This window comes from Bradyrhizobium sp., assembly GCF_035935975.1.
Taxonomy (GTDB): Bacteria; Pseudomonadota; Alphaproteobacteria; order Rhizobiales; family Xanthobacteraceae; genus Bradyrhizobium.
This window is the reverse complement of record NZ_DASYWN010000057.1, coordinates 251673-268832: the sequence shown is the minus strand read 5'-3', so window position 1 is coordinate 268832 and position 17160 is coordinate 251673. Positions and strand designations below refer to the sequence as shown.

The following is a 17160-nucleotide window of genomic DNA, read 5'->3' as shown; positions in this document are numbered from 1 at the left end:
GGAAGTCGAATCGACTTGTGTGATGTCTTCGTGAAATGAAAATGCCGGCCCTTGTGGCCGGCATTTTTGTGTGTCCCGGGGGAAACGAAATGACTTCTATTCGCGCGCTCGCTACCGGCGCATGTGCTGCCGTGCTCGCATCGCTGTGCGCCTTTGTCGCACCGGCCAAGGCGCAGACCTATCCGACGCGCGGCATCACCATGATCGTGCCGTTCGCGGCCGGCGGTCCGACCGACGTGATCTCGCGCATCGTCACCTCGCACATGGCGCAGACGCTCGGCCAGAGCATCATCATCGAGAACGTGGTCGGCGCCGGTGGGACCACCGCGACCACCCGCGCGGCGCGGGCGACCAATGACGGCTATACGCTCATCACCGGGCATATGGGCACGCATGCCGCCTCCGTGCCGCTCTATCCGAAGCTCGCCTATCATCCCGAAAAGGACTTCGAGCCGATCGCGCTGCTCGCGGGCACGCCGATCCTGATCCTTGCGCGCAAGGATTTTCCGCCGAAGGATCTGAAGGAGTTCGTCGCCTATGTGAAGGCGAACGCCGAGAAGGTGAACGCGGCGCATGCCGGAATCGGCTCGGTCTCGCACGTCTCCTGCGAGCTCCTGCACTCGATCCTCGACGTCAAGCCGGTCGGTGTGCCCTTCAACGGCACGGGCCCTGCGATGAACGCGCTGGTGGCGGGCCAGGTCGACTACATGTGCGACCAGATCGTCAACGCGGTGCCGCAGATCAACGCCGGCACCATCAAAGCCTATGCGATCGCAACGCCCGAGCGTAATCCGTCGCTCCCGAACGTGCCGACCACGACCGAAGCCGGCCTGCCGACGTTCCAGGCCCAGGCCTGGAACGCGATGTTCGCGCCGAAGGGAACTTCGCCCGCGATCATCGCGAGCCTGAACGCCGCCGCCATCAAGGCGCTCGACGACGAGACCGTGAAGAAGCGCCTGCTCGAGCTCGGCAGCGTCATCCCGGCGCCCAAGGACCGGACGCCGGAGGCGCTGGCGACCCTCGTCAAGAACGAGATCGCGAAGTGGACCCCGGTGCTCAAGCCGGCAACTTAACCAGCACTTTCAAGCCGATAGGCGAGGGGCGGGACGCAAGTTCCGCCCCCTTTTCGTTTGCCCCGGGAACAGCCACTTTTCGGGGTATAATCGGTGGAGGCAGCGAATCGCTGCTGTCGCAGTGCGGGGGTGGCCGTTAAGTTCGCCGCCTCCCCAAAGGCTGCCGTCTTTCTAAAGGTTTGGGCACATGCACCAGTATCAGGACCTGCTCGAGCGGATTCTTTCAGACGGCGCCGAGAAGACCGACCGGACCGGCACCGGCACACTGTCGGTGTTCGGCCATCAGATGCGCTTCAATCTGTCCGCCGGCTTCCCGATGCTGACCACCAAGCGGCTGCCGCTGAAGGCGATCGTGCATGAGCTGCTGTGGTTCCTGAAGGGCGACACCAACATCAAATACCTCAAGGACAACGGCGTCACCATCTGGGACGAATGGGCTGACGCCAATGGCGATCTCGGCCCGGTCTACGGGCATCAATGGCGCTCCTGGCCGACGCCGGACGGCGGCAGCATCGACCAGATCGCCAAGGTCATCGACATGATCAAGCGCACCCCGGATTCGCGCCGGCTGATCGTCACCGCCTGGAATCCGGCCGACGTCGACAAGATGGCGCTGCCGCCCTGTCACCTGCTGTTCCAGTTCTATGTCGCCAACGGCAAGCTGTCCTGCCAGCTCTATCAGCGCTCGGCCGACGTGTTCCTCGGCGTGCCCTTCAACATCGCTTCCTACGCGCTGCTCACCATGATGGTGGCGCAGGTCACGGGCCTGAAGCCCGGCGACTTCGTGCATTCGCTCGGCGACACCCATCTCTATTCCAACCATCTGGAGCAGGCCCGGCTTCAGCTCACCCGCGCGCCGCGTGCGCTGCCGGTGATGCGCATCAACCCCGATGTGAAGGACATCTTCTCCTTCCGTTACGAGGATTTCGAACTCGTCGGCTACGATCCGCATCCGCATATCAAGGCGGAAGTCGCGGTCTAGCGCCGATGGCGTTGAACATCCGCCGCGCGCGTTCCGGCGAAGCCGGACTCGTCCTCGATTTCGTCCGCGAGCTCGCCGAGTACGAAAAGCTCTCGCACGAGGTCGAGGCGACCGAGGCTGACATTGCGGACGCCCTGTTCGGCAGCGATCCCAGGCTGTTTTGTGCGATTGCCGAGTGGAACGGCGAGCCGGTCGGCTTCGCGGTGTGGTTCCTGAACTTCTCCACCTTCAGCGGCCGCCACGGCATCTATCTCGAAGATTTGTATGTGCGGCCGTCGCATCGCGGCAAGGGCCTCGGCAAGGCGCTGCTGGTCTATCTCGCGAAAGAATGCGTCGACAACGGCTGGTCGCGCCTGCAATGGGCCGTGCTCGACTGGAATGCGCCGTCGATCGCGTTCTACAAATCGCTCGGGGCGGTCATGATGGACGACTGGACGTTGTGCCGCGTGTCTGGACCTGCACTGACGCGACTTGCGGGGAGCGCATCCTGATGGAGATCGTCTTCGTCGTTGCGATCGCGGAGAACGGCATCATCGGTGCGGGCAATGCGATCCCGTGGCGATTGAAATCCGACATGGCGCGCTTCAAGGCGCTTACCATCGGCAAGCCCGTGATCATGGGCCGCAAGACCTTTGAGACCCTGCGCCGGCCGTTGCCGGGCCGCACCAACATAGTCATCACGCGAGATCCGGACTATCGCGCCGCGGGGGCCGTCGTCACGACATCGTCTGATGATGCCGGCGAGGTTGCGCGCGGCGATGCCCTGCGGCGTTCGGTCGCCGAGATCGCCGTGATCGGCGGCGCCGAGATCTATCGGCAATGGCTCGACCGCGCCGATCGCCTCGAAATCACCGAAGTGCATGCGCGGCCCGAAGGCGACACGCATTTCGACATCGACAGGGCAGAATGGGAGGAGACGGCGCGCATTCGTCATCCTGCCGGACCCGACGACAGCGCCGGCTTCTCCTATGTGACATATCGTCGGCGGTCGCCCCATTAACCGCTTTCTCCAATGTTTACATTGACTTTTTCTTGCCCGAGCATAGCTCGGAAGACGGCGAGGGCTGCGTTGTAAGGGACCTGCCTGTCCCCTATAAAGCCGGACCGGACAAAGCGGGCGGGGGCAAGTCTACCCTGCCGAGGAGAGCGTCGAATGCCGTGGAAGAATCAGGGCGGTGGCCCTTGGGGCTCGGGTCCGAAGGGACCATGGGGCACAGGCCCGCAACCGGTCGGGCCCAGGCCGCCGGATCTGGAAGATCTTCTGCGTCGTGGCCAGGACCGCCTCCAGCAGATCATGCCGGGCGGCTATTTCTCCGGCATCGGCATCACACTGATCGTCCTGCTCATCATCGCGTTCTGGCTGCTGTCGGGCTTCTTCCGCGTTCAGTCCGAAGAACAGGGCGTCGTGCTGCGCTTCGGCAAGCATGTCCGCACCGTCGATCCGGGCCTGAATTATCATCTGCCCTATCCGATCGAGACCGTGCTGCTGCCGAAGGCGCTGCGCGTCAACACCCTCTCGATCGGCATGACGCTGATCGACGATCCGGCGCGGCGCGGCCGCTCCATCCGTGACGTGCCGGAAGAGAGCCTGATGCTGACCGGCGACGAGAACATCGTCGACGTCGACTTCACCGTGCTCTGGCGCATCAAGCCCAACGGTGTCGGCAACTTCCTGTTCAACATTCAGAACCCCGAGGGCACCGTGAAGGCGGTCGCCGAAAGCGCGATGCGCGAGGTGATCGGCCGATCGCAGATCCAGCCGATCCTGACCGGCGCGCGCAACGTCACCGAGCAGAACGTGCAGGAGCTGATCCAGAGGACCCTCGACAGCTACGGCGCGGGTATTCAGATCACCCAGGTGCAGATGCAGAAGGTTGACCCGCCTGCCCAGGTCATCGACGCCTTCCGCGACGTCCAGGCTGCGCGCGCCAATCAGGAGCAGTTGCAGAACGAAGCGCAGACCTACGCCAATCAGGTTGTTCCGCAGGCCCGTGGACGGGCGGCGCAGATCCAGCAGGCCGCCGAAGGCTACAGGGAGCAGGCGATCGCCGAGGCCAAGGGCCAGAGCGCGCGCTTTCTGAAGGTGTACGAGGAATACAAGAAGGCGCCCGACGTGACGCGTGAACGGATCTATTTGGAGACGATGGAGCGTGTGCTCGGCAGCTCGGACAAGCTCATCTATGATGGCGGCCGTTCCGGCCAGGGCGTCGTGCCCTATCTGCCGCTCAGCGAATTGACGACCAAGCGGGCGCCTACCACCGGTCAGCCCTCGAGCGGAGGCACAAGATGAGGTCTCCGGTCACAGGTATCGTCACGCTGCTCGGGCTCCTGATCGTCGTGATCGTCGGCTACATGTCGTTGTTCACGGTGCAGCAGACCGAGCAGACCATCGTGCTCCAGTTCGGCAAGCCCGTCGACGTCGTCACCGATCCCGGCCTGCACTTCAAGGCGCCGTGGAATTCGGTGATCAACATCGACAAGCGCATCCTCGATCTGGAGAACCCGTCGCAGGAAGCGATCGCGTCCGACCAGAAGCGTCTCGTGGTCGACGCCTTCGCGCGCTACCGCATCAAGGACGCGCTGCGCTTCTATCAGAGCGTCGGCTCGATCCAGGCCGCCAACATCCAGCTCACCACGCTCCTGAACGCGGCGCTGCGCCGCGTGCTCGGCGAGGTCACCTTCATCAACGTGGTGCGCGACGATCGCGAGAAGCTGATGCTGCGCATCCGCGACCAGCTCGATCGTGAGGCCGACGGCTACGGCATCCAGGTCGTCGACGTCCGGATCCGCCGTGCCGATCTGCCGGAGCAGAACAGCCAGGCAGTCTACCAGCGCATGAAGACCGAGCGCGAGCGCGAAGCTGCCGAGTTCCGCGCACAGGGCGGCCAGAGGGCGCAGGAGATCAAGTCGAGGGCCGACCGTGAGGCGACTGTGATCATCGCGGAAGCCAATTCGCAGGCTGATCAGACCCGCGGTGCGGGCGATGCCGAGCGCAACCGGCTGTTCGCGGAAGCTTACAGCAAGGATGCCGACTTCTTCGCCTTCTACCGGTCGATGACGGCCTATGAGACTGGACTGAAGTCGAGCGACACCCGCTTCCTGCTGCGGCCGGACTCGGATTTCTTCCGGTATTTCGGTAGCCCGTCCGGCAAGACGGCGACCGAGACGCCGGCGAAACCGTAAGCTAGACAGGGGGCGGCAGTTCTGCCGCCCTTCGTCCAGACAAGAACAGCACAACGGGAGGTTCCCATCCGATGAGGTCCATTGCGTTCGCCGACTTCCTCATCGGCCTAGGCATCCTGTTTGTGCTGGAAGGCCTGATGTTCGCGGCAAGTCCGAACTGGATGCGCAAGGCCATGAAGAGCGCCATCGCCACGCCGGACAATATCCTCCGGGTGGTCGGGATCGGCTCGGCCGTGGCCGGCCTGATCCTGATCTGGGTGATGCGGCGCCCGGTTTAGCCGCGCGGCCAACGCCAAAGTGAAGGCGAGAAGCCGGTTTTCGCCATATTGTCGGGGTCTTGAGGCCCGTTAACGTCCGCGCTTGCGCCGTCCCCCGGTTCGAGCGCAGTCTGGCGCAGAATCCTTTTCTCTGGAGATACCAATGACCGCTGCCATCATTGCCCCGTCCCGCTTGCGCCGATGTGCGCGATTTGGGCTGGCTGCGCTCGCCATCAGTGCTCTCAGCGCGTTCGGCATGCCCGCTCAGGCGCGCGGACCGGAGGGCATCGCCGACGTCGCCGAGAAGGTGATCGATGCGGTCGTCAACATCTCGACCTCGCAGACCGTCGAGGCCAAGGGCGGTGGCAGCAACACGATGCCGCAATTGCCGCCCGGCTCGCCCTTCGAGGAGTTCTTCGACGACTTCTTCAAGAACCGCAGGGGTCCCGGCGGCGGCAGCAAGGGCGGCGACAACGGCAGCGGCCCGCCGCGCAAGACCAACTCGCTCGGCTCGGGCTTCATCATCGACACATCAGGTGTCGTTGTCACCAACAACCACGTCATTGCGGACGCCGACGAGATCAACGTCATCCTCAACGACGGCACCAAGATCAAGGCCGAGCTGGTCGGCGTCGACAAGAAGACCGACCTTGCCGTGCTCAAGTTCAAGCCGCCGAAGCCGCTGGTCGCGGTGAAGTTCGGCGACAGCGACAAGCTGCGCCTCGGTGACTGGGTGGTCGCGATCGGCAACCCGTTCAGCCTCGGCGGCACCGTCACCGCGGGCATCGTCTCGGCCAAGAACCGCGACATTTCCTCGGGGCCCTATGACAGCTACATCCAGACCGACGCCGCCATCAATCGCGGCAATTCCGGCGGTCCGCTGTTCAACCTCGAAGGCGACGTCATCGGCGTCAACACGCTGATCATCTCGCCCTCGGGCGGCTCGATCGGCATCGGCTTCGCCGTGCCCTCGAAGACGGTCGCGGGTGTCGTCGACCAGCTCCGCCAGTTCGGCGAATTGCGCCGCGGCTGGCTCGGCGTGCGCATCCAGAGCGTCACCGACGAGATCGCCGAGAGCCTCAACATCAAGCCGCCGCGCGGCGCGCTGGTCGCGGGCATCGACGACAAGGGCCCGGCCAAGCCCGCCGGCATCGAGCCCGGCGACGTCGTCGTCAAATTCGACGGCAAGGACGTCAAGGACCCCAAGGATCTCTCCCGCGTCGTCGCCGACACCGCAGTCGGCAAGGAGGTCGACGTCGTCATCATCCGCAAGGGCCAAGAGGAGACCAAGAAGGTCACGCTCGGCCGTCTGCAGGATCCGGACAAGGTGCAGGCCGCGGTGAAGACCGACGAGCCCGCGCCCGAGAAGCCGGTGACGCAGAAGGCGCTCGGCCTCGATCTTGCCGCGCTGAGCAAGGATCTGCGCACGCGCTACAAGATCAAGGACAGCGTCAAGGGCGTCGTCGTGACCAATGTCGACGCCAATTCCGACGCCGCCGAGAAGCGCCTCTCCGCCGGCGACGTCATCGTCGAGGTCGCGCAGGAGGCGGTGTCGAGTGGCGCCGACATCCAGAAGCGCGTCGACCAGCTCAAGAAGGACGGCAAGAAATCCGTACTGCTGCTGGTCTCGAACGCCGACGGCGAGCTGCGGTTTGTTGCGCTGAGCGTGCAGTAAGGGGCGCTGGCTGATCCCATCCTCACGGAGATGCGCGGATTTGACCGGCGCATCTCCGTTTTGAGCGCCTCGTCAGTTGATGATCTGGGACATCCAGTCGAGATAGACTTCGAGATTGACGTAGACGCCATTCAGGTTGGTCAGGCCGCATCCCTCGTCTGGTCCCCAGGAGACGATGCCGACCTGGCGGTAGCCATCCTGCGACTTGATGACAAGCGGACCTCCGCTGTCGCCGAAGCAGGCATCCTGTTTGCCATCAGTGCCTGCACAGAACATGTTGTCGGTCACCAGCACCGTCGACAATGGCATCCATTTGTCGAGCGTCTCACGCAACTCATCCTGGCTCTTGCCCTGGAGGACGAGAAGATCGGAAAGCTTCTTTCGCCGGTCCTGGACATAGAATCTGTTGCATTCGTAGGAGTCCTTGAAGCTGAGTTCCGCGGATATCAGGTGATCCGCGCTCTTGCGAAACGCAGGCGGGAGGATGCCGCCTTCGGTTGAGCCCCAGCCGACGACCCTGGCGAATTGTCCAGCTCGCCGCGACGGCTTGATGATCCCGGTTCGGTAATCGGCCGATGGTTCGGTGGAGAGCTCAAGCAACGCAAGGTCGTTGTCCTTGGTTCTCCGATTGTACTGATGGCGCACGATCCTGGTGATCTTGATGCGCTGTCCATGGACAAAATCGATCGATCCGACGTAGACGTCGATCCGCTCGGGAGCCATCTCGACCGGCGGCAGCGTTGCGCTGCGCGGATCGCTCTCGTATGTGCAGTGAGCCGCGGTCAGGATCCATCGGGACGCGACCAGGGTTCCTCCGCAGAACACACCGCGGAAGGGATCCTCTTTCGGCGATGAAGCCAGGATCAATGCAACTTGCCAGGGAAACTCCTGCGGTTTCGCCGGGTCGCCCCCGACGACCTTGGGCCTGACATCCGAACTGTCCGGCCGTGCGTTCTCCCACGATGGGGAGATCGAGCGGGTCTGCGCGGCGTCTGCCGGCAAGTGCATGTTCTCCCGCATGGTCTGTGCGATCAGGGGCGAGCTTGCCGTGCCTGCCCACCCGAGCAGCAACGCCATCGCGAGGCGGCGTTTCACAAAGGTGCTCCCTCGGAGCATCGATCAGGCCTCCTCGCTTGAAGCGTGTTCCGTGAGCAGGATCAGCGTCCGGCCACCTTGCTGTAGCGTTCGTAGAATCCGCTGACCACGACCTCGCTGCCGGTTATCTCCGTGGTCGCATGCTCCGGCGGGACGACAAATTCGAGCTTCATTCTCGAATAGGCGGGGACGCGGACGTCTTGCGCGGGCTTTCCGTTCGACAAGGGAGCCGGATCGAGAATGATGCGGCGCCCGTCCTTGAGCGTGAGTGCGAGACTGACGCGCTTGATTGTGGCGAGCTCCGGCTCTTCCTCTGCAATGCGAAACCTGCGCGCCCTGGGATCAACCGGAACGATGCTGGTCTGGACATTGCCGGCTCCGTTCGCTGTATGAATCACCTTGCCATGGCTGATCCATTCGCCATCGACCAACGAATAGAGGATCGGGCAGGATCCGCCCGGAGTGGGCTGCGTGAGCTGGATGATGTCGGGCTCTTCGTAATGCTCCAGATCGTTGTCGATCAGGGTCAACAGGTCGAATGAGGAGCCGTTGAGCGACAGCGGAGCCTTGATCATCAAGCCCCGCAGTCTGATCTCGGGGCCGAACAGGATGTCCCGGACGTCGGGCAGCTCCGGAGCCGCGAAACTCGCGAACTTTTTCCTGACTGTGGTCTGCGGCCGGAGGTTGCCTATCCTTACCGTCGCGATGCTCTGCGGCGGTTTCGACCGCAGCTTCTGGTACATGGCCTGTGCTTCGCCGATGCGGCGCGGCGTGCGCCACTCCGGGACCGGATCTGCAAATACGATCCTGAGCGGGATGACGAGTCGTCCCTGTGGCGCAATCGTGGCGCCGGGCTGCGACAGCGGTGCCTGCGGGGCGGACGGATCGAGGGCTTCGGCCTGCCTCAGGCCTTGCTGCTCACTGCGACTGCCGACGATGTCGACCATTGCAACCGGTATGGCCGAAGCGTTCTCGACGACGGCTACATCGAGGGCGAGGGGGCGGGGATGATAGTTGAAATAATACCCGCCCCCACACTCGTCATTGCCGCTGCTCGCCGGGAGAAATTCGCGCGGCCAACCTTGCGCGCCGAGATAGCGATAGAATGAGAAATTAGCCGGATATTGCGGTGAGGGCCATTCGGCGGAATCGGCGTCCACATCGGCGGTGGCCGCAACCGTGTCATTGCTCCCCGTCCCCTGGTCGAGAGTGCCGTTCGCCTCGCGCTCAGCAGCGGCTGTGTCGCGCTCGATCTGTTCGAGACCGGCCATATCGAGATAGGTCCAGTTCCGGGTGCAGAGGATTTCCGAGCTGCGACAGATATAGAACTGCTTGAAGCCTGCGGGCCAGGCATCGGTCTTCAGAATCGACGCCAGCGCCTGCTTCAACGTGATCGACACGCCTTCGGACGAATTCCCGAACGGCGACGTCACGGACCAGAACTTCTGCGCGCTGTTGGCGGGCCGCGGAGCCGGTGGCAGCTCGACCGATTTCCAGCCGGGTGCGGCGCCCGGGGGCGCGGTCTTGATGTTCAGGACGAGCCTGACGCTGTCGGCCGGATAGCTGACCTGATGTCCGAACTTGTCGTAGATCGTCTTGAGCGCCTTGAAGACGTCGTTCTCGGCGACCGTCATTCCCTTCAGGATGCTCTCCAGCTCGCCGATCGGCTGCTTCCGCGCGAGACTTCCGGCGACCGCTTCGCTCAGGCGCAGGAATGAGACCTTCAGATCGGCGTGGTCCGCCTCGGATGTGCAGACTTGCTCGCGCACCGGCGGCATGTTCGGGATGCCGCCCAGAGGCGAATATTTGGCCGTGCAGCTTGCGGCCTGCGCTGCGGACGGGGCAAGCGCCGCCCAAGCACCAAGCATGCTCGCCGCAATGAGACCAAGCACCTTCCGGCACGGCATGTTGGCTCTGAACATTTCGGGCAGGTCAATTGTCATTGATCACCTCGCCGCTTCGCGAGCAGGTAGTTGGATCCTCCAACCTGCGCCAGGTACCCGGTTCCGAACGTGTAGGCCCGGAAGCCACCGGGCTGTCGCATCGCAGCCAGCTCGGGTTGGTAGTATTTCTCGAACCGTCCGATCGGCGCCTGATACTTCCCGAACAGGCCGAGCTCCCAGTTCGTGCGGTCCAGAAAGCGAACCGGAATTCCACTGTCGTCCTGCACGAGAAGCCTGGAATGGCCCAGCAGAAAGTCACGTGCGGTTGAAAATCGATCTTCATGGAGAAGATAGGATGCGCTCTTGAGGAGATTGTCGCCGTGGCCAAGCGCACGGCAGAACTGCCATAGGGCTGCCGATCCCTTGCCGCCGTCGGAGAGGTCCGCCTGAAAGTAGTAGAGCGTCTTCGCTTTCCCGTGGAAGTCGATGAAGGATATCCGGAGGCCGCCCAGCGGGGTCGACGAAGGACGATGGTCGACGGCTATTCCGTCGTCCCCAAGGTCGAGGGCCGTTGCCTCGGTGATGTGGTTTCCGGATCTGGCGATGAGAGCCAGCAGCAGCGGCGTCACGCCGGCAAAGCCCTGTTGCGGAGTCATTTGGTCCGTCCTGAAGAAGCCTAGATCGAAATAGGTGTCGAGCGACTTGCGCAATTGTTGCAGTCCGGCGCCGGTCCACAACCGTTGCGGCAATTGAGCGGGGTCTTCCACGGTTTCGAGACCGCTCAGGACATAGGTGGTCGCCTGCGGAAAGAAGGCATTCAGGAACGGGAAGTCGGGGCCGCCGAACATGTAGTAGGCGAGTTCATGGTGCGATCGGACACGCTCCCGGCTGAACGTGCGCGCCGCAGCGAGCTTCTGGTCGTCGAACGCGTTCCAGCGCCGCTCGATGTCGCGTGCATAGGCCGACCACCAGCCCGGCGGATTCGATGCATGCGAGGGTTCGTGAGGCGTGACGATGCCCGCAAGAAATCGCGCTGCGTGATCGGTATCGTTGCCGAACGCAGTCCCGCGGGCGTCTTGCAGCAAACAGCCCGCCAGAAATATCAGGACGGACGAAATCGGTCTCATCAGAAAATGCAGTCAGGAATGAATTCCGACACCGGCCTATCTTAGCTGTGGCTTCCGCCAAACTCAACTCGCGGTTTACACCTCGCCGCGATCGGGTTTAGCTTCGGAAATCGTCGCGAGGATATGAGCATGATCCGCCCTCTGGTCCGCGTGCTGGTCTTTTGCGCAAGCGCTTCGCGGGCCTGCATGGCCCAGGACTCGGACTTGCCGCCGCGTGATCCGATCCTGCAAATCGAAGCCGGCATGCACACGGCCGTCGTGCGTCGGATCGCTGCCGACCCGTCTTGCTCTCTTGCGGTGACGGGTTCGGAGGACAAGACAGTGCGGCTCTGGCACCTTCCCGACGGCAAGCTGATGAAGGTGCTGCATCCTCCGATCGGTCCGGGAAACGACGGCAAGGTCTACGCGGTGGCGTTGGCGCCGAAGGGCGAGTGGATTGCGGCCGGCGGCTTCTCGCGGACGCCCGGCTACCATTTCATCTATCTGTTCGACGGCTCGACCGGGTCCATGGTCAGGAGCTTCGGGCCGTTTCCGCAGGTCGTCGAACATCTGACTGCGTCCGTGGACGGGCGCTTCCTTGCTGCGACGTTTCGCGGCGGCCTTGGCGCGCGCGTCTGGCGGCGATCGGGCTCGGAGCTTGGGTCGTGGCAGCTCGCGCTCGACGATCGGGAGTACGGCGGCAGGGATTCGACAGGTGCGGCGTTCGATCGCGAGGGCGCCTTGTACACGGTCGGCTACGACCGGAGGCTTCGCCGTTATGCACCCGGGTTTGAGCGCAAGACGGCACAGATCGTTGCGGGCCTGCAACCGCATTCCATCTCGGTGCATCCGTCCGAAGGCCTCGTTGCCATAGGTTATGGGGACGTCGGCCGGATCGACGTCTATGATGCCGCCTCTCTCAACCGCCTGTATCCGCTCGAGGCCGACCCCGCCGGCACGGGTGCGCTCAGCAGCGTCGCATGGTCGGCCGACGGCCAGTCTCTGTATGCCGGCGGCAGCTTCACGATCGCAAGGGACGTCGTGCTGCAGGTATGGGGCAACAAGGGCACCGGAGACCGCCGGACCATTGCGGGGTCACGCGATGCGGTCACGAATCTGTTTCCCTGCGGCAGCGGCGTGGCAGTGGCTGCCGCTGACCCTGCGTTTGGGCTGGTCGATCCGAACGGAGCGCGCCGGCTTTGGCTTGAATCGGCCGGTGCCGACATGCGCGGCAAGCTGCAAGGCGATTTCACGGTTTCGGAGGATGGATTGCGGGTCCGCTTCGGCCTGCGGGCGGGCGGCCAGGATCCCGTCCTGCTCGATATGCTGGCCGGCTCACTGACGGATTCGCCCACCAAGCCGGACGATCTGTTTCCGCCTAACGACGAGAGCCTGCCGATCACCAACTGGAAATCGACCACCGCGCCCAGGCTGGAAGGAAACGCGCTGGACCTCACTCCGCGTGAGCGATCCCAATCCGTGGCCATCACGCCCGAGAGGGATGGTTTCGTTCTGGGTACGGATTACTTTCTGCGTAGTTACGACAAGAGCGGTGCGTTGCTATGGCAATCCCAGGCACCTGGGGTCGTCTGGGGCGTCAATATCGCAAGGCAACGCGGGCTCGTCGTCGCCGCGTGCGGTGACGGAACGCTGCGCTGGTATCGGTTGTCGGACGGAACGCTGCTGCTGTCGATGTTTGTTCAACGGACCGATCGCCGCTGGATAGCCTGGACGCCGGATGGCTACTTCACGACGTCGGTCGGGGGCGAGGAGCTGATCGGATGGAGCGTCAATCGCGCGTGGAACCAAAGCGCGGATTTCTTCCCTGCCTCCCAGTTTCGCAAGACGTTCTATCGTCCCGATATCGTGCAGCGGGTTCTTGCCGCGGCAGAGCGAAGCAATGATCCTGCGGCGGCCGGCGAGGTGCTCACGCATCGGCCGCCGGTTGCCCGAATCGTGTCACCGAGCGCGCGCTCGGTTGCCACGTCGAACGAGATCACGGTGACCTACATTATTCGCTCTCCCACCGGTGCTCCGGTCAAGAAGCTGACCCTATTCGTCGACGGCATCCTCGCGAACGCCCAGAGCAACAGCGATCTCTGGATCATGAACTCCGATGGCGAGTTTACCGGAACGATGAAGGTCAAGATCCCCTCCCGCGATGTCGAAATATCCCTGGTGGCGGAGACGGGGGATACCGCGAGCGAGCCGGCGCGATCGACGCTCCTGTGGTGGAAGCCGCAGACGGACGCCGCGGCCGTCAAACCAAATCTGTATGCGGTGCTGATCGGCGCCAGCGATTACGACGACAAGTCGCTCGCGCTTCCCTCGCCGGGAAACGATGTCGACGACTTCGATCTGCTGCTCAATCGGCAGGCGAACAAGGCATTCGGGAAAATCAAGGTGGTCAAGCTGAAGGACCGCGGACCGGAACCGGCGACAAAGCAGAACATCATCGAAAAGCTGATATGGCTCAAGAACCAGGTGCAGGCTCCCGAGGACATTGCGCTGGTCTACTTTTCTGGCCACGGGAAGAACTTGCCCGGCGGAATCGGCTCCTACCTGCTGCCCGTGGACTACGATGGCGAGCCGTCGCGAAGCGGAATCTCGAAGGCCTCGCTGTTCGAGATTTTGCGGCAGGTGAATGGCGGCCTCATCCTGTTCGTCGATGCGTGCTACGCGGCCAACGGACTCGATACGGTCGACTTTCTCAACGAAACGTCGTCGTGGCAGACGATCCGCGTCATGACCTATGCCTCGTCCAATCGAGCCGAGACTTCGCTCACCAAGGGGAGAAACTCGTTCTTCACAAGCGCACTTGTCGATGCCTTCGGAGGCAACGCGCCCCACCAGGGCAATAGCCTGAGAACGGATGAACTGGGCGTCTGGCTCGCTACCAGCGTTCCCCGGCTTGCGTCTCCGGGACGGCAAACGCCACAAACGTCGAAATCGCCGGCCTGGCAGCATATTCCGATCGCGTATGATTAGGGCGTGTGCTGTGCCCACACGCTCTGTTCGCCGCCGCGCGAGCTAAGGCATGATCCGGAAAAGTGCGCAGCGGTTTTCCAAGAAGATCATGCTCAAACAACAACCTAAAGCGCGATGATGATTCATCCAAATGTCATCGCGCTTTACGCGAACACGTCGGGCCGGCGTTTCCAGTCCTCCCATCGCGTGGTCGGATCGGTCGGGAAGACCTTCAATATCCGCTTCTCCCCCGCAGCCTTCAGCGCGGCGTTGTCGTTCCAAGGACCCTGTCCGCCGATCTTGACGCCGTTGTAGACGAGAAATGCGTCAGTGGTCGACACGCCGAAATCTTCCATCGCGGCTTTCAGCACAAGATCCGCAGTGGCTCTGTCCGTCGCCTGGTTCCAGTAGAGATAGTCGTGCAAGATGGCTGCATAGGTATATTCGCCGTCCGGCGGGAGCGCGGACCAGAACGCCCTCGGCACGCTCGCGAAATCCGTCACAAAACCGACCGGCACCTCGATGGACGGCAGCTGCTGGTCCTGCTTCGGGCCCGGCTTCCAGGCGATCGGCTTCATGAGAAAATAGACGCGCTCCACGAAGCGCGAGAGCAGGAGCGTGCCGATCGCGGTGCGATCGCCGACGACCTTCGCCGCGCCCAGCCATGTTTCAATCAATTGGGCATCACTGTCCGCAACCGCGGCGAATGTGGCCGTGTTCGTGGCGGCTGAAAATGCGCCGATTGCTGCTGCGAGGAATTGACGACGCGGTATGAGCACGTATGACCTCCCTGCAATGTGGTTTACAAAGAGCGAATAGGCTACAGCACATCACCTCAGGTAGAAAGGGCCGCATCGGCAGTAGATCGGGAGATCGAAGGAGACGGCGTGCTACGCCTCCACGAACTCGTCCCGCCGATACCCCTGCGCATAAAGCAGCGCGGTGAGATCGCCGTGATCGATCCGCGCCGCTGCAGCCGCGGCCACTGCGGGCTTGGCGTGATACGCCACACCCAGCCCCGCGGCCTGGATCATCGCAAGATCATTGGCGCCGTCGCCGACCACGACGGAGTCGATGTCATCGAGATCGAACGATTCCATCAGATCCACCAGCGTCGCGAGCTTGGCCGCGCGGCCCAAAATCGGCTCCTTGACCTCGCCGGTGAACTTGCCGTCGCGCACGACGAGCTCGTTGGCGCGGTTCTCCTGGAAGCCGATCTTGGCGGCGACCGCGCGCGTGAACAGCGTGAAGCCGCCGGAGACGAGGCAGGTATAGGCGCCGTGCTTGCGCATGGTCGCGACCAGCTCACGGCCACCCGGGGTCAGCGTGATGCGCTTGTCCAGCACTTCGTCGACCACGCTGGCGGGGAGGTCCTTCAGCAGTGCAACGCGCTCGCGCAGCGCCGGCTCGAACTCGATCTCGCCGCGCATCGCGCGTTCGGTGATGGCGGCCACGTGGGCCTTCATCCCGACCAGGTCGGCGAGCTCGTCGATGCATTCCTGGCCGATCATGGTGGAATCCATGTCGGCGAGAAAAAGCTTCTTGCGCCGGACGCCGACAGGCTGCACCACGATGTCGATCGGCAGGTCGCCGCGCAGCTCGCGGAGCCGCTCTTCGATGGCGTGACGGTCGCCTTCGAGGTTACTGTCGGCGCCGAAGGGGATATCGACCGCGACCCCGTCGAACAGCCAGTGCGCGGGCGCTGCCTGAGGCAGCACGGCACGGGCGCCGTCGACGATGGTGGAGTCGAGGGCGGGATTGTCGGGATTGCAGATCAGCGTGGCGACGAGGGACATTTGAGGTTTTCGTGAGCGAGGAGCAGGTCAGCAGAAAGCATGTTGGCAAGGCGGTGCTTATCGCAGGCCCGACCGCCAGCGGCAAGTCGGCGCTGGCGCTCGAGCTTGCCCTCAGCGCCGGCGGCACCGTCATCAATGCCGATTCCATGCAGGTGTACCGTGACCTGCGCATCATCACGGCGCGCCCCACGCATGGCGAGGAAGCGCGCGTGCCGCACCGTCTCTATGGCCATGTCGATGCGGCGGTGAATTTCTCGGCCGGCGCGTGGGTGGCTGACGCAGCCAGGGCACTCGGGGAGGCGCAAAGCGAAGGCCGTCTGCCGATCTTCATCGGCGGCACCGGGCTTTATTTCAAGGCTCTGACGGCAGGCCTCTCCGTGGTGCCGCCGATCCCGGCAGACGTGCGCGAGGACGTGCGTGCGCGGCTGGAGCGGAACGGCGTCGAGGCGCTGCACGCGGAACTCGCGCGCCGCGATCCGCGCGCAGCCGAGCGATTGAACCTGCGCGACCGGACCCGCATCGCGCGCGCGCTCGAAGTGGTCGAGGCAACCGGCCGCTCGCTGCTGGACTGGCATCATGAGGGCCAGCCGCCGCTGCTGCCGAAAGACAGTTTTCGCGCGGTGTTCCTCGCGCCCGAGCGCGACGAGCTCTATGCCCGCATCGACGCGCGCTTCGACGCCATGCTGGGTGCCGGCGCGCTGAAGGAGGTCGAACGGCTCGCCGCCCGGCACCTCGATCCGCTGTTGCCGGCGATGAAGGCCCATGGCGTGCCGGCCCTGATCCGGCATCTGCGCGGCGAACTCAGCCTGGAGCAGGCCGCAACCATTGGCCGGGCCGACACCCGTCACTACGCCAAGCGGCAGTTCACCTGGTTCCGGCACCAATTGCCTGAGTTCGAATGGGTGAAGCTGGAGGAGGCGAGGGGCTGGCTCACGGCGGCTGTCAGCGCGGCCCGGGATCCCGATTGACGCGCTTTTGTGCCCGGGTTCCCGCATTTACCTCTCGCCGAACCCCGGGAACACCGCTACACTGCCAAAATCGTGCGGAAGCGGCCGCTTTGCCTTGACATCGAGGCTTTGGTCGTTATGTTTCGCGCAACCTTTGGGATGCCGAGCACCTGCAATGCGTAACATTATTACCAAA

At 63.5% G+C, this 17160-nt stretch carries 16 protein-coding genes; 11 read left to right on the top strand and 5 right to left on the bottom strand.

What is annotated here, in order from left to right; genetic code table 11:
* Positions 1-89: 89 nt before the first annotated feature.
* The 8 genes from VGR99_RS37290 (at position 90) to VGR99_RS37255 (ending at position 7170) form a co-directional block, all read left to right on the top strand.
* Positions 90-1073 (top strand): tripartite tricarboxylate transporter substrate binding protein BugD, encoded by a 984-nt coding sequence (locus VGR99_RS37290; RefSeq protein WP_326904930.1) that lies wholly within the window; start codon positions 90-92, stop codon positions 1071-1073.
* Between the two features lie 187 nt (positions 1074-1260).
* On the top strand, positions 1261-2055 hold the full coding sequence (locus VGR99_RS37285; RefSeq protein WP_063689078.1) for a thymidylate synthase: 795 nt from the start codon (positions 1261-1263) through the stop codon (positions 2053-2055).
* Positions 2056-2060: 5 nt separating this feature from the next.
* Entirely contained in the window at positions 2061-2546 is a 486-nt protein-coding gene (locus VGR99_RS37280; RefSeq protein ID WP_326904929.1) for a GNAT family N-acetyltransferase, read from the top strand.
* Positions 2546-3055, top strand: coding sequence for a dihydrofolate reductase (locus VGR99_RS37275; protein WP_326904928.1), 510 nt, complete (start codon positions 2546-2548; stop codon positions 3053-3055). Before VGR99_RS37280 ends, VGR99_RS37275 begins: the two co-directional genes overlap by 1 nt.
* A gap of 153 nt (positions 3056-3208) precedes the next feature.
* Entirely contained in the window at positions 3209-4345 is a 1137-nt protein-coding gene (gene hflK, locus VGR99_RS37270; protein WP_326904927.1) for an FtsH protease activity modulator HflK, read from the top strand.
* Entirely contained in the window at positions 4342-5238 is an 897-nt protein-coding gene (locus VGR99_RS37265) for a protease modulator HflC (protein ID WP_326904926.1), read from the top strand. Before hflK ends, VGR99_RS37265 begins: the two co-directional genes overlap by 4 nt.
* 71 nt (positions 5239-5309) lie before the next feature.
* The gene (locus tag VGR99_RS37260) at positions 5310-5516 is read left to right on the top strand and encodes a DUF2065 domain-containing protein (RefSeq protein WP_270162114.1); all 207 of its coding nucleotides are present in this window, start codon (positions 5310-5312) and stop codon (positions 5514-5516) included.
* A gap of 142 nt (positions 5517-5658) precedes the next feature.
* Positions 5659-7170, top strand: a complete 1512-nt coding sequence (locus VGR99_RS37255) for a Do family serine endopeptidase (RefSeq protein WP_326904925.1) — start codon at positions 5659-5661, stop codon at positions 7168-7170.
* Positions 7171-7242: 72 nt separating this feature from the next.
* On the opposite strand, the gene VGR99_RS37250 is transcribed toward VGR99_RS37255, so the two are convergent.
* Both VGR99_RS37250 and VGR99_RS37245 read right to left on the bottom strand, forming a co-directional pair.
* The gene (locus VGR99_RS37250; RefSeq protein WP_326904924.1) at positions 7243-8265 is read right to left on the bottom strand and encodes a serine protease; all 1023 of its coding nucleotides are present in this window, start codon (positions 8263-8265) and stop codon (positions 7243-7245) included.
* Between the two features lie 62 nt (positions 8266-8327).
* Complete coding sequence (locus tag VGR99_RS37245; protein WP_326904923.1) at positions 8328-9698, bottom strand: hypothetical protein; 1371 nt, start codon at positions 9696-9698, stop codon at positions 8328-8330.
* Between the two features lie 138 nt (positions 9699-9836).
* Here VGR99_RS37245 and VGR99_RS37240 point away from each other — a divergent pair, with 138 nt between their 5' ends.
* On the top strand, positions 9837-9983 hold the full coding sequence (locus VGR99_RS37240) for a hypothetical protein (protein WP_326904922.1): 147 nt from the start codon (positions 9837-9839) through the stop codon (positions 9981-9983).
* Between the two features lie 221 nt (positions 9984-10204).
* Here the strand turns inward: VGR99_RS37240 and VGR99_RS37235 are convergent, their stop codons facing one another.
* On the bottom strand, positions 10205-11233 hold the full coding sequence (locus VGR99_RS37235) for a hypothetical protein (protein ID WP_326904921.1): 1029 nt from the start codon (positions 11231-11233) through the stop codon (positions 10205-10207).
* A gap of 171 nt (positions 11234-11404) precedes the next feature.
* Between VGR99_RS37235 and VGR99_RS37230 the strand changes: the two genes are divergently transcribed.
* Positions 11405-14242, top strand: coding sequence for a caspase family protein (locus VGR99_RS37230; RefSeq protein WP_326904920.1), 2838 nt, complete (start codon positions 11405-11407; stop codon positions 14240-14242).
* A gap of 143 nt (positions 14243-14385) precedes the next feature.
* Here the strand turns inward: VGR99_RS37230 and VGR99_RS37225 are convergent, their stop codons facing one another.
* Together VGR99_RS37225 and serB are read right to left on the bottom strand one after the other, a co-directional pair.
* Positions 14386-14898 carry a DUF1353 domain-containing protein gene (locus VGR99_RS37225; RefSeq protein ID WP_326904919.1) on the bottom strand — a complete coding sequence of 171 codons (513 nt, stop codon included), beginning with the start codon at positions 14896-14898 and terminating at the stop codon, positions 14386-14388.
* Positions 14899-15111: 213 nt separating this feature from the next.
* A complete protein-coding gene (serB, locus tag VGR99_RS37220) occupies positions 15112-16017 on the bottom strand; it encodes a phosphoserine phosphatase SerB (RefSeq protein ID WP_326904918.1) in 906 nt (301 codons plus the stop codon).
* An 11-nt stretch (positions 16018-16028) separates the two neighbouring features.
* Here serB and miaA point away from each other — a divergent pair, with 11 nt between their 5' ends.
* Positions 16029-16985 carry a tRNA (adenosine(37)-N6)-dimethylallyltransferase MiaA gene (gene miaA / locus VGR99_RS37215; protein WP_326904917.1) on the top strand — a complete coding sequence of 319 codons (957 nt, stop codon included), beginning with the start codon at positions 16029-16031 and terminating at the stop codon, positions 16983-16985.
* Positions 16986-17160: the final 175 nt, after the last annotated feature.